12 protein-coding genes are annotated in these 13,877 nt (G+C 36.2%); 5 read left to right on the top strand and 7 right to left on the bottom strand.

Annotation, left to right across the window (positions count from 1 at the left end):
• Positions 1-143: 143 nt before the first annotated feature.
• Positions 144-1,535, bottom strand: coding sequence for a dihydrolipoyl dehydrogenase (lpdA, locus tag H1R81_RS26550; protein WP_181843792.1), 1,392 nt, complete (start codon positions 1,533-1,535; stop codon positions 144-146).
• Between the two features lie 179 nt (positions 1,536-1,714).
• Positions 1,715-2,563, bottom strand: coding sequence for an SdiA-regulated domain-containing protein (locus H1R81_RS26545; RefSeq protein WP_181843791.1), 849 nt, complete (start codon positions 2,561-2,563; stop codon positions 1,715-1,717).
• A gap of 86 nt (positions 2,564-2,649) precedes the next feature.
• Between H1R81_RS26545 and H1R81_RS26540 the strand changes: the two genes are divergently transcribed.
• From H1R81_RS26540 to H1R81_RS26530, 3 genes are all read left to right on the top strand, one after another.
• The gene (locus tag H1R81_RS26540) at positions 2,650-4,707 is read left to right on the top strand and encodes a M13 family metallopeptidase (RefSeq protein ID WP_181843790.1); all 2,058 of its coding nucleotides are present in this window, start codon (positions 2,650-2,652) and stop codon (positions 4,705-4,707) included.
• Between the two features lie 23 nt (positions 4,708-4,730).
• Entirely contained in the window at positions 4,731-5,150 is a 420-nt protein-coding gene (locus H1R81_RS26535; protein ID WP_181843789.1) for a lasso peptide biosynthesis B2 protein, read from the top strand.
• A 331-nt stretch (positions 5,151-5,481) separates the two neighbouring features.
• Complete coding sequence (locus H1R81_RS26530; RefSeq protein ID WP_181843788.1) at positions 5,482-5,637, top strand: hypothetical protein; 156 nt, start codon at positions 5,482-5,484, stop codon at positions 5,635-5,637.
• 173 nt (positions 5,638-5,810) lie between these two features.
• Here H1R81_RS26530 and H1R81_RS26525 read toward each other — a convergent pair whose 3' ends face one another.
• Together H1R81_RS26525 and H1R81_RS26520 are read right to left on the bottom strand one after the other, a co-directional pair.
• On the bottom strand, positions 5,811-7,697 hold the full coding sequence (locus H1R81_RS26525; RefSeq protein ID WP_181843787.1) for an asparagine synthetase B family protein: 1,887 nt from the start codon (positions 7,695-7,697) through the stop codon (positions 5,811-5,813).
• A gap of 37 nt (positions 7,698-7,734) precedes the next feature.
• Entirely contained in the window at positions 7,735-7,932 is a 198-nt protein-coding gene (locus tag H1R81_RS26520) for a PqqD family peptide modification chaperone (protein WP_181843786.1), read from the bottom strand.
• Between the two features lie 235 nt (positions 7,933-8,167).
• Between H1R81_RS26520 and H1R81_RS26515 the strand changes: the two genes are divergently transcribed.
• A complete protein-coding gene (locus H1R81_RS26515) occupies positions 8,168-8,314 on the top strand; it encodes a hypothetical protein (RefSeq protein WP_181843785.1) in 147 nt (48 codons plus the stop codon).
• Between the two features lie 65 nt (positions 8,315-8,379).
• On the opposite strand, the gene H1R81_RS26510 is transcribed toward H1R81_RS26515, so the two are convergent.
• The 3 genes from H1R81_RS26510 to H1R81_RS26500 all read right to left on the bottom strand — a co-directional run bounded on the left by H1R81_RS26510 (position 8,380) and on the right by H1R81_RS26500 (position 11,419).
• Entirely contained in the window at positions 8,380-10,266 is a 1,887-nt protein-coding gene (locus tag H1R81_RS26510; RefSeq protein ID WP_181843784.1) for an asparagine synthetase B, read from the bottom strand.
• Between the two features lie 34 nt (positions 10,267-10,300).
• Positions 10,301-10,579, bottom strand: a complete 279-nt coding sequence (locus H1R81_RS26505) for a lasso peptide biosynthesis PqqD family chaperone (protein WP_181843783.1) — start codon at positions 10,577-10,579, stop codon at positions 10,301-10,303.
• Between the two features lie 144 nt (positions 10,580-10,723).
• Positions 10,724-11,419: a DsbA family protein gene (locus tag H1R81_RS26500; RefSeq protein ID WP_181843782.1), complete on the bottom strand. Its 696-nt coding sequence runs from the start codon at positions 11,417-11,419 to the stop codon at positions 10,724-10,726.
• Between the two features lie 208 nt (positions 11,420-11,627).
• Between H1R81_RS26500 and H1R81_RS26495 the strand changes: the two genes are divergently transcribed.
• Complete coding sequence (locus tag H1R81_RS26495) at positions 11,628-13,829, top strand: 3-coathanger stack domain-containing protein (protein ID WP_181843781.1); 2,202 nt, start codon at positions 11,628-11,630, stop codon at positions 13,827-13,829.
• The last annotated feature ends 48 nt before the right edge of the window (positions 13,830-13,877 follow it).

Genomic DNA, 13,877 nt, shown 5'->3' with positions numbered 1-13,877 from the left:
GTTAAAAAAGGTGGTACAAAAGGGGCAATTTTTGCCCCTTTTGTATTTGTAGACGGTCTGAAATTTCGGCCTATTTGCACAAAAAAACGGGTGCTTACCGCTTAAGGTAAGCACCCGTTTTTATAATTATATCTATGTAATAATTATAAATGTATCACTTCGCCATAAGCTGCTGCTGCTGCTTCCATGATAGCCTCTGACATGGTCGGATGCGGATGAACCGATTTGATGATTTCCATACCTGTTGTTTCCAGTTTACGGGCTACAACGGCTTCGCCAATCATTTCGGTTACGTTAGCTCCAATCATGTGGCAACCTAACCACTCACCGTATTTGGCATCAAAAATTACTTTTACGAAACCTTCCGGACTACCTGCCGCTTTTGCTTTACCTGATGCCGAGAACGGGAACTTACCCACTTTAATTTCGTATCCGGCTTCTTTTGCTGCTTTTTCTGTATAACCTACCGAAGCGATTTCGGGTGTACAGTAAGTACAACCAGGAATATTTTTATAATCCATCGGTTGCGGGTGATGCCCTGCTATTTTCTCAACACAGATGATACCCTCGGCTGATGCTTTGTGTGCTAAAGCAGGGCCTGGTGTTACGTCACCAATAGCATAATAACCCGGCACGTTAGTTTCTGACCATTGATTAACGGTAATTTTACCTCTATCGGTAGCAATGCCTGTTTCTTCCAGACCAATATTTTCGATATTCGCTACAATTCCGGCTGCTGAAAGCACCATATCTGTTTCGATTTTGATTTCTCCGTTTGGTGTTTTTACCGTCGAAACACAACCGTTCCCACTTGTATCTACTTTTTCAACACTTGAATTGGTATAGATTTCAATGCCAGCTTTTTTGTAAGATTTAGCCAGTTCTTTAGAAATATCTTCATCTTCCACCGGAACGATATTTGGCATAAATTCTACAATAGTTACTTTAGTACCCATACTGGCATATACATAAGCAAATTCGACACCGATAGCACCAGAGCCTACTACTAATAGCGAATCCGGTTTTTTCTCAAGGCTCATTGCTTTGCGGTATTCAATAATTTTTTTGCCATCAATCGGAATATTAGGTAATTGACGGGCTCTTGCACCAGTAGCAATGATAATGTATTTACCTTCTACCTCAGTCTTTTTACCTTCCGCATCGGTAACTTCTACTTTCTTACCCGGTTTAACTTTTCCGGTTCCGTAGATTACATCAATTTTATTTTTCTTCATCAGAAACTGAACCCCTTTGCTCATGCCTTCAGCTACCCCACGCGAGCGTTTAATAACAGCCTCAAAATTAGCACTCGACTCACCTACTTCAATTCCGTAATCTTTTGCGTGTTTAATATATTCAAACACCTGGGCAGACTTCAACAAAGCCTTTGTTGGAATACAACCCCAGTTCAGGCAGATACCCCCAAGGTTTTCTTTCTCAACAATGGCAGTTTTCATGCCTAATTGTGAAGCACGGATTGCGGTAACATAGCCGCCCGGCCCACTCCCAAGTACTATAACATCATACTGTGCCATAATATATAATTTTCTGGTTATTATAAATTTTGATGCAAAATTAGACAAAATAGCTTATTCACAAAACCCTTTTTGATTATCTTGACAAAGCTAAAAGGTCAAAGAAACTATACATCTTTGCTAATTGAAAAGCTATTTTGTTTATATCAGAACAAACAAAAATGCGTATTAAATCCCGCTCAATTGGAAATAAATTTCAATATATAACCTTTCTTATCTTCTCCTTCCGAAGAGATGTATAAATCGCCTGATGGCGTGAAACAAATCCCTTCCGGTTGAATGAATAGTTTTTCATTTAATACTATCAGGTCTTTCTTTATCCCTTTATTGGTCAGTATCAACAACTTTTTACCTTGTGAGGCAATAATATAAATATCACTACTTAATGGATGTACAGCAATACCAGAAGGACGGAAGCCTGTTCTATCATCCGGCAGAGTTATCATCTCTTTAGTAATAGTAAATCTGATAGCCAGTTGTTTATTTGTCAAATCATAACTATAGATAACCTTTACCTCATCTTTGGCTTTTATGTGTTCCTTAGTTGCTAATAATAAACAATTAGACGGGCTATCATAACCTAACCCTTCGTACTCTACTACATCATCATTCCTGCAATCAATTTCTCTTTCACCGTTGCCATTAATGTTAAAGGCTTTAATTTTGCCATTGCTTTTCATAGCAAACACTTCATTACCTACAAACTCTACTCCTTCATAATCGCCAGACTTACCAAAGTCTGTTTTTTTAATAATATCTTCTTTCCCGAGGTCATAAATAAAAATTTTCCCCTCTTCATCATTTACACATATCAATTGATTGTCTTTATAATAAGATAAGCCGGATATTTCTTTCAGGCTTTTAGCGAGTTTTATCTTTTGTGCAGGATTTGCAAGGTCATAAGTTCTGAAGCTTTCAGCAATAGGCTTTTTTTCTTCATCAGGATGCTTCTTGGATGGGCCACACGCATTTACTATTAGTAGTATCAGAGCAAGAGTAGTACAGGCAACGAAGAATATTTTTAGCATATATGTATTTTTAAATACGAGATGAATAAGTTTTTCAGAAAATCTTCTCAAATTTAACAATCATTTTCATTCAACACTTTTAATCTATGCAAGCTCTTACTTTACCTAAAGTTTTGCTATCGGGCATTTTATTAGTTTCCGGAATTTCCCTTACTTCCTGTCAATCGAACTCTTCCGAATCTGCCCAAAGAGATATTCTTAAAGAAGTGGTGGATACTACTGTATCGCCTAAGGATGATTTTTTTAAATATGCCGTCGGTAACTGGTTGAAAAAGAACCCTATCCCTGCTTCCGAAAGTAGCTGGGGTATCGGCAGTATGGTACAGGAAGAAACCTATGGGCGTTTAAGAACCATTAATGAAGAATCAGCCAAACAATCTGGTAATATTGGCTCAAATGAGCAGAAAATTGGCGATTTCTGGTTTACAGGCATGGATAGTCTGGGTATTGAAAAACAAGGACTCAGTCCTGTCAAATCAGATTTAGACCGTATTGTCACCATCAAAGATTTACAAGGTGTGCTAAACGAAGTGGCTTTGCAACAGACCTATGGTATGGGTACGCTGTTTGGCAATTATGTGTTTCAGGATGAGAAAAATAGTGAAGAGCAAGCTTTACATCTTTATCAGGGAGGTATAGGTCTGCCAGAAAGAGATTATTATTTTAATACAGATAGCCGTAATACCAATATCCGTAAAGAATACAAGGCGCATATACAACGTATGTTTAAGTTGTTAGGTAACGATGATGCCACAGCTACCAAAAACATGGAAAGGGTATATGCATTAGAAGAAACTTTAGCCAAAAATTCCCGCAAGATAGAGGCTTTGAGAGATCCCTATAAGAACTACAATAAAATGGATCTGGCAGCATTAGATAAGTTATCACCTTCAATGAAATTCACAGATTTATTTGTCAGGATGAAAATGCCACAGGTGAAAAGTGCCATTGTTGGCCAACCTGAATTTTATACAGCCGTTGATAAATTATTGAAAACTACGCCGATAGATACCTGGAAAGCATACCTGACATGGAATTTTATCAGTAATTATGCCAGTGAATTAAGTAGCCAGTTTGCCAAAGAAGACTTTCATTTTTACAGAACTATCTTGCGCGGGGTAAAAGAAATGAAGCCTCGCTGGAAACGTGTATTAGATGCTGAGGAACGCTTGTTGGGAGATGCTTTAGGGCAGCTCTTTATAAAGAATTACTATTCTGATAAAACCAAAAAGCGATACGAAGAACTGGTGAAGAATATATTCAGTACTTATAAAGAGCGCATTGAAAAATTAGACTGGATGTCGGACAGCACCAAGAAAAAGGCTTTATTGAAACTCTCGACGGTGATGCCTAAGGTGAGCTACCCTGATAAATGGAAAGATTTTTCGTCTTTAGACATCAAAAAAGATTCGTATGTACAAAACATCATCAGAGCCAATCAATGGTGGTATTTGTATGAGACTAATAAGATTGGTAAGCCTGTTGATAAAACAGAATGGGGTATGACTCCACAGACTTATAATGCCTACTATAATCCATCAAATAATGAAATCGTATTGCCTGCGGCTATTTTCTTTGTAGCGGGTTTTACAGATGAGCAATTAGATGATGCTATTATTTATGCCTATGCCGGGGGCTCAACCATCGGGCATGAGATTACACACGGCTTTGACGACCAGGGCAGACAGTTCGACGAAAAAGGTAATCTGACTGACTGGTGGACAAAGAAAGATGGGGAAGAATACAATAAAAGAGCAAAAGGAATCATTGAGCAGTTTGATAACTATGTAGTTTTAGATTCTATGTATGTAAGAGGTGAGGCTACCCAAGGAGAAAATATTGCTGATTTGGGCGGTGTGATTTTAGGCTTGGAGGCTTTCAAGAAAACCGAGCAATATAAATCAGGTAAGAAAATCAACGGTTTTACACCCCTTCAACGCTATTTCTTAGGATGGGCTTTGGCTTGGATGGGGCATACGCGCGACGAAGCCTTAGCTAATAGAATCATGACAGACGTACACGCCCCAAACTTTCTTCGTGTGAATGGCCCGATTGTGAATATGGATGAATTTTATGAAGCTTTTAATATAAAACCAGGCGATAAAATGTATCGTGCCCCTGAGAAAAGGGTGAGAATCTGGTAAAATAGCAAGTAAGAAAACTGAAAATGATAAAACAAATTACTATAAAAGATTTCCTGCTTTTTTCCGAAGCCTGGATTTTTATTGCTATATCAAGGTTAATACTTGTTTTTGTGCCTTTTTCAAAGATTTTGCCATTATTGGGCACTCGTGTTGCAATTCATGAAAACACATACAAAAATGAAAATCATTTTAAGCATATAAGTAGGGCCATTACAAGAGCCTGCCGGTATTCTTTCTGGCGCACAGCATGCTTTGAACAGGCACTATGTGCCAAATTAATGCTTAAATTGAGAAATAAAAAAAGTACGATTTATTTTGGTGTAAGAAAAGAAGCACCAGAAAAAGAATTATTGGCACATGCCTGGCTTATCTGTAATGAAGAGATAATTACAGGGGGCAAACATACTGAGTTATATACAGTGCTGAGTAGCTTTTATAGTTAGTGCTTTTTTCAAAAATTTTAATTCTGATGCAGAGAATGAAATCTTTCTCAAAAAGCGAAATTTAGTAGACCAAAATAAAGGCTTTTCAATGAAATAAATAGCTATGACTAATCTTGAAGATTCTATTAATGTGATGAATGAAGTAGTTCAATTGTGTTAAGAGAAACCATCAAAGTCAGCTTTGCCAATCTAATTTGTTTATTTTAAGAGAGTTATCTTAAAGTAAATGTATCCGTATAATAAGAAAACAGGTTTTTTATTGCATTAAATAAAGAAAAACCGTTACTTTATTTAAAGGAAACTGTAACTGAAAAAATAACCTCTTTTTATTATGGCAAAAGAACTTACCTCCGAAGAACTAATTCTTGATCAACAAGTTAAATTAGAGTGGAACAAACCAGAAGCAGAAGTTTTCTCTGTAAAAGACAAAACATTACTCGGTCTTGGGGTTGGAGGAGACTTAATTATAATTGCAACTGCTTCTTAATTTAACTCTTCGCAGTATTCTCTCAGATTTAATATAAGATTGGGTTCTGGTCTTTGTTGTTAGAGAATGTTTAAATCATTGTTCAACAAAGCCTTCTGAGGAAGTTAATAACGCAAGTAAATCAATACTTTATTAACTTCCTCAGAAGGCTTTGTTTGTTTCTATCATAGACTCTAAAAACGGCTTCTTAAGAAAGAAGCTGCTTGTATGTTTTTAAGTAATAACTGAATCTTTTCTGGTGATTCTATATTGTCAGTATTAAAATACAGGTTTAGATTATTTTCTATTTTATTAATATTAATAAGGCTGTCTACCAGGTTGCTGTTTTTAAAATAAGATAACTCCTCGAAAAACTCTTCTTTTGATTTTTGGGCTCTAAAAAAAATGTCTGAGCTTTGTAATCCCTTTTTTCTTGCATATAGTACCTCGTCTGGGGTCTTGTTTTTCATCATCATTTTTACAAGCATTCTACCATTGTAGTCATCATCGAAAAAAACATCATTGGGTATTGCCAGAAAAAAATTCATTACATCAATATCCACAGTTGGGTCTCTTAATTCTATACCATAATAACTCCCGAATGACTTGCCAAATAATCCCCTGAGATGATACATATTAATAAACTGCTTTTTTAATTCTAAGACATTTTTATAGTATTTCAGAAGGCCATTATTATTCTTTTTAATCTCTACATTAATAGAATACTTACTAAGGACTTCAGAATTAACATAACCGTTAGCTATATAATCAATCAATGGATTAAACTTTGGGCGGGCATTGAAATATTTTGTAACAAATTGTTTAGCTATCTGCCTTTTTAAATAAGAAACAGGTTGTTTGATGAATCTTTGAAGGTTGTGTGGCAACAAATAGTCAACAGCTGAAAACGAGGTTGAACCATTGCCACCTTCTCCTGTTAGTACTACTCCATAACCTTTTTGGGCACAGGTTCTATATATATCCAGCACCCAATAAGCATTCCATGCCGCATGTATAAATCCATCCAGAACGTCCATGATTTCTATCATACCTTTTCCGGGTGAAGTACTTTCAGAATTTAAATACTTTGGATTAATGTTACCCGATGCTCTTGCAGTAGCCTCGATAAACGGAGTTTCGTCAATTAGCACTTTACTCGCAAACGGAGTGTTTAAGAGCTCTTGTTTAAATAAAGGCACATGGCTGTGGGTAGTCAGAGTTTTGCCTTGTTGCTTTAATAAATCTGCGGCTATATAAGCAACCATACTGCTGTCTAAACCACCACTTAGCGTTGCTGACACTGGTTTATAACTTCGTAGCCGTACTTTTACGGCTTTATACATCAGTTCAGACATTTGGTCAGCATAGTCCTGCTTATTTTTATAACGAACTTCTTTGATGTTTTCAGGCGGCCAATATTTGTTAATATTTATCTCTCCATTCTTTTGTTTTATTGAATGCCCCCCTTTCAGGAAGAAAATATTTTTATAGAAAGTCTCATTTCCAAAAAACTTATCATCGATTTTCCATAAGGTCAGGGCTGAAACAAAGTACTCTTCATTTAATTCTTTTTTAAAATAAGGTAAGGCGAGTATTGATTTAACGGATGTGCTGAAAGCGAAATATTTATCAGTATTATAAAAGTACAACGCAGTATATCCCATTGTGTCACGGGTAATAAACAGCTCTTTTGTATTATAATTATAAACTACCAGATTCCACTCTCCCTTAAGTTTATGCTGCACTTCTTCTCCATATTTTAAATAAGCCTGGAGCATAAAATAAGTATCTGAAACAGCCTCATTTTCTTTCAGACCTAAATCTTCAGATAGTACTTCTCTGTTGTCAAGACGTCCTAATGCAGTAAAAAGTATATTTTGTTCGCTAAGATAAACGGGTTGAGAGTCAAATATATCTTCAGGTGTACCATAATTCAGTATTTTTCCGAATGATGCTTCCTGAATACTTATTTTGTCAAATCGTACTTGAGGAAAGTTTTTTAAAGGTGTGTACATTTTCTGTAATAACCCCTCATCATTCTGATTATCGTTGTGCTTTACAATGCCAAAGATTAAACTCATATGTTTTTAGCTTTAGAAGTGTTGTTAGGAGTAAGTTTCAGGCCAGTAAGTTTTCAGCATTCAGTTTTTCAAGACAAATAAGAGTCTCTTCTTTGCGCTGAGATTCTGTTAATTTATATTTTGAAAGTAAGTAATTAATCAAATCACTTTCCTTTATGGGTTCTTTTATTTTTTCCCATATAATACTACCTAAATTATTCAGGGTTATATAATTACCGCTTTCCAGATTCATCATTACCATTTCGTTACCTAATCCGGTAATCAGGATATTCTTGTCTTTTCGTTTAAAATGGTTGCTTTGGAAAAATCAGTCATGGCTTTTAAGTCTTATCAAAGATATTAAAATATTATAGAAGGCAAACAAACTGAGCAATTTAAAGTGTTGACGGCATTTTCCGATTAAATTTTTGCTTGATATTTAAAAATCTTTTTCTTTGCATTATTAATCACCTTTAATCTTTTAGCAATTTATGGAAAACCAGAACAACTCAGAAGCAATAATTGGTAATGAGCAAATCAAATTAGAGTGGAATACTCCTGAAGTGGAGATTTTCTCTGTAAAAGATACAACCCTTGCCGGTGGGCCTGGTGCTACTGATGCGGGTATTTTATCATAAACCCCGTATTAAAACTTTGAAAGTCGGGTTATATAGCCCGGCTTTTATTGTGTGTTTCTATACCATTAAAAATTCTTCTGCAAAAAACGGGCAGCCTGCATTGTTTTTATAACAAGATGTACACTATCGGTTGTTTGCATGCTGTCATTATCAAGATACATTCTCAGGTTATTCTCCAGTTTGTCCATATCTATATAATCCATAACCAGAGATGAGTTTTTAAGGCCGGATAGTTCATTTAATAGTTCTTCTTTTGAATTTCGTACTCTGAAAATGAGATCCGAGCTCTGAAGTCCCTTTTTCCTGGCAAATAATACTTCATCGGGCATTTTATTGCGCATCATTCTTTTTACAAGCATTCTGTTATTGAAATTGTCATCAAAAAAAACATCATTGGGTATTGTCAGGAAAAAGTTCATCACATCAATATCGGTGGTTGGGTCTCTTAATTCTATCCCATAATAATTTCCAAATGAGGCTCCTAAAACACTTCTTAAATGATAATAAGTCATAAAGTTCTTTTTTGATTCCAGCACATGATGATAATATGGTAGAAAACCCTCATTTTTGTTCCGGACATCTTTCATTATCTGGTATCTATCCAGTATTCGGGCATTGGTGTATCCGGCTTTAATGCTCTTTTCGAAAGTATTAAAAACAGAAACTGTACTGAAGTATTTCAAAACCAATGGTTTGGCTACCTGCCTCCTTAAATAGTTGATGGGGTTTCTGATGAACCTCCGGATACTATGGGCTTGTCTGTAATCGATGGCTGAGAAAGAAGTAGAGCCGTTGCCACCCTCTCCGGTTAGCAAAGTGCCATAACTCTGTTGTGCACAGGTTTTATAAATGTCTGTCAACCAATAGGCATTTCCGGCTCCGTGTATAAAGCCGTCGAGCACATCAAGGCTTTCAGAAGACCCCTGTACAGGTGAAATACGCTCAGAATATAAATATTGAGAATTAATATTACCCGATGCCCTTACCGTTGCTTCAATAAACGGGGTTTCATCAAGCACTCGTTTTTGCGCCATCGGGTCGTTTAAAAGTGCTTGTTTATACAAAGGCACATGGCTGTAAGTAGTAAGGGTTTTATTATGTTTTTTTAGCAAGTCAGCAGCTATATAACTTACCATACTGCTATCCAGCCCCCCACTAAGCATAGATGCTACAGGTTTATAACTCCGCAATCGCCTGTCTACAGCTTTATAGATAAGGTCAGACATTTCGTCTGCATAGTCCTGTTTATTTTTATAATAGGTCTCCCTTATATTTTCAGGCGGCCAGTATTGCTTAATGGTAAATTCTCTATTTTTAAATTTTAGCAGACATCCGCCTTGGAGATAAAAAACATTCTTATAGAATGTTTCATTACTGGCAAATTTCTCTCTTACTTTCCACAAATTCAGGGCAGAAACAAAGTATTCTTCGTTTAATTCTTTTTTAAAAACAGGCAAAGACAGAATAGATTTAAGAGATGTGCTGAAAGAAAAGTATTTATCGGTCTTATAAAAATACAAGACTGTATAACCCTGTGTATCGCGAGCCAGAAATAACTCTTTTGTATTGTAATTATAAACCGCCAGACTCCATTCTCCCTTAAGTTTATGCTGTACCTCTTCTCCATATTTTAAATAGGCCTGTAATATGAAATAACTGTCAGAGACAGTATCATGGGCATTCATGCCTAAAACCTTCGCCAATTCATCTCTATTGTCTATGCGCCCCTGTGCCGTAAAAAGCCTATTATGTTCGCTCAGATAAACAGGTTGAGAGTCAAACATATCTTCGGGTGTTCCATAATTCAGTATTTTTCCGAATGATGCCTCATGGGTACTTATTTTGTCATATCTTACCTGAGGAAAATCTTTTAGTGGTTTGTACATGGCCTGTAAAAGACTTTCATCAATCTTGTCATCGTCGTATTTAACAAGGCCAAATATCAAACTCATATTTATCGGTTCTAAGGTTATATACTAACAGGTCTCAGTCTATTAATCCTTCTGCTTTCAATTTTTCAAGAAAAATAAAAGTCTCTTCTTTGCACTGCGATTCTGTTACTTTATATTTTGAAAGTAAGTAATTAATCAAATCACTTACCTTTATGGGTTCTTTTATTTTTTCCCATATAATACTACCTAAATTATTCAGGGTTATATAATTACCGCTTTCCAGATTCATCATTACCATTTCGTTACCCAAATTCGTAACCACTATATTTTCATCTTTTCGTTGAATAATCTGTGCTAAGGAGTTGTTCATCATGCCAAAGTTGTTTTGTTCCTTCAAAGTTATTAAAATACTTTACAAAGTCTAATAGTAGCGTTTAACTTTATCTTATAGTTATTTATAAACAAAACGAGCGGTCAGACATATCGCCAGACCGCTCGTTTTGTTTATAACTCATTCTTAACAGTTTTTCCTGTCAATTTCACAGGCATCACCGGTTACTTCAACAGGTTTCATTTCTTCTGCTACTTTTGCCAAGGCATCCAGAAATACTTCTGTAGGTTGTGCTCCGCTTAAACCATATTTATTATTCAGAATAAAAAAAGGCACACCTGAAACACCTAAATTCTGAAAATGCCTGATTTCCTGTGTTACCCAGTAACTAATCTGGTCGTCGGCTAAAATATCCTCGGTTTTTTCACGAGTCCAGCCGAAATCTTCCATAAAGGCTACTATATTTTCTTTATTTGAAAAATCAACACCATCAGTAAAATAGGCTTTGAAGAATTTTTCTTCCAGATCATTTTGCATACCTTCTTCTCTTGCCACGTGTAATATTTTATGTAACGGAATGGTATTAATAACCTTTGGCATTTTCTCAAATTCAAACTGAATCCCTGCTTTTTTGCCTACTCCCTCTACTCTTTGGTGCATTTGCTGAATGCGCTCGGCACTCCCGAATTTATTAGCAAAATACTCTTCACGAGGTAAGCCTTCCTGCGGGATTGTAGGGTCTAATTGAAATGGATGCCAGGTAACCTGAAAGTCTTGATTTTCTATGCCTTCCAAAGCTTTCTCTAAATGTTTTTTACCAATATAGCACCAGGGGCAGGCTACATCAGAAACTATATCTATCTGAATAGGTTTATTTGTCATTACATTGTTTGTTTTAACAATTAAACTGTACATTTATAAGAATAGTTCAAATTGCATTTAGGTAAGAAATGTGTCCGTTTGATAACATTTTCATTCGTAATTCATTAAAAAAAATATTAAAAAATGATAGAATCTGATAAAACTAAAAAATTATAACTTAAATTGGTATGTTTTTGCTTTTCTAACCAAATCATTCTTACGACCCCCCATGAAAAAGTGCACGCTTTTAAGTTTGCTATGTGTTTTTGTTATCCACATTACTTTAGCAAAAGTCGGGATGCCATGCGATAATACACAAGTATTAAAAAATCAGAAGTTTTTGCCGCCTACTAAGCAATCAAAAAAGTCCGCCTCTCTTCTTAACCCACTCTCAGCGCAACAGGTTTTACAGCCTTCTTCAACACTGGCTTTAACAAGCACGATGGTCTCAAAAGACGAAATTGAGCCAAATAATGAGGTAGTAACGGCTATGCCATTAGGAGGGAATGATGTAAAAGTGAAAGGATTTATTAATCCGAATGGTGATAATGATTATTATTCTTTTACAGCCAATGCAGGGGAAAGAGTGTACGTAGCCACCCAGACTGCCTTTTCTGCGTCTGGAAGTACAGATAGCATTTTAGATGTATTATCAAGTGATGGGTTTACGGTATTAGAAACGGATGATAATGATGGTACTTTCGGCGCTAATTCATCAAGTATTGCAGGTACTCCTATTCTAGTTACTGGAACCTATTACATTAGGGTTAAACATCTTTCCAGTAGTATTAAGTTACTTCCCTATTTTCTATATTTCCGTTTACAAAGCGGCTCACCAACAGCTGAAATTGAGCCTAATAATGGGACTTCTGTCGCTAATGTATTTCCTAATTCCGGCTGGGTAAATGGTTCTTTAAGCTCCGACCAGGATTCTGATTATTATTCTATCTCGCTAAATGCTGGCGATACCATCTTTATTAGCCTTGATTTTAACCCCGAAAGAGACGGAACTACCTGGAATGGTCAGGTTGCTTTAGGAGAATTCAGTTTTTTTTATTTACCCGCTGGTGACCCCAACACGCAATCACCAAATTCAGAAGCGTTATTCCTTACAGTAAAAACAAGTGGTACTTACTATATTGTGGTTGCGCCAGATGGAAATACTTTTGGCACATACCAATTAAGTGCGAGTGTTTTACCTGCAAATACTGCCAATCTTTCAAGTTATAATAGTACCGATACTACAGACATTCCTTCTATTACAGGGTCAATTACATCAAATATCAATGTACCTGTCAACAAAAGAATTGAATCATTAAAAGTTTCAATTAATTTATTTCATAGTAAGATAGAGGATTTAGATGTACGTTTGACATCTCCTTCGGGAAATACAGTAATTTTATTTACAGATATTGTTGCCGCCTCTCCGATGGATATAAAGTTAGATGATGCTGCAGCTATTCCTATGGGTAGTTTTCCGATAGTGAGTAATATAGTTTATCAACCACCTAAAGAGTATCGCCTGGAATGGTTTAAAGGGCAGTTAGCACAGGGAAACTGGACTTTAACTATTGATATTGATTCGCCAGGGAGTAGTGGGACATTGAATAGCTGGGCGATTGAAATAGAAGAGCAGGCACCTGTTCTTGGTACACTTACCAGTATTTATACTAATGATTTTGAAACCAGCGATGGTGGGTTTATTCATTCGGGTGCGCAAGATGAATGGGAACGTGGGACTCCGGCTTTTGCGCCAATAACTACAGCTAATGGTGGAACGAAGTGCTGGAAAACTGACCTCGATAATACCTACAATTTTAATACTAATTGTGACCTTATTTCTCCTAACATTTATATTCCCGACTTAGGTGTTAATAATGCGTATTTAACATGGACACAAAAGTATCAGTTTGCAGGTACTGATGGAGCTAATACAAATGCTTATGCCTATGTTGAAATTCAGGAAATTGGAACAGCAAATAGAAAAAAAGTATGGGAGTGGCTGGGGCCAAAAATGATTGGTAGTGTTGGTAGTCCAAGTACATCTATCAACGAGTCGGCAGGATGGGGTTTATTTCGGGTTAAAATTAATGAATTTGCCAGTAAGACCATCAGGGTCATTTTTCACTTTGAGTCTGATGCTTCAAGTCCTTTACTTGCCGGATGGGCCGTTGATGATGTAAATATCTTTAAAACATTCTGTCCGAATAATTTAACGCTTACAGATACAGACAATTATTCGGGTGTTTATAGTAGAGCAGTAGCAAGCGGAAGCATCACAGCAAGTAATGAAATAACTACTAATACTGTGATTCAAAACCCCTCTAACCTTACCTACCAGGCTACAAACTCAATTATTTTATTACCAAACTTTAAAGCAGATGCCACTGGTGGTACTGTTTTTACAGCACAAATCGGAGGATGTAACTGATAATGATTATCTATAAAAAAATGCGAGGCTTACAAACCTCGCATTTTT

Source organism: Emticicia sp. BO119 (assembly GCF_013912375.1).
Classification (GTDB): Bacteria; Bacteroidota; Bacteroidia; order Cytophagales; family Spirosomataceae; genus Emticicia.
This window is presented reverse-complemented; position numbering and strand designations above follow the sequence as displayed.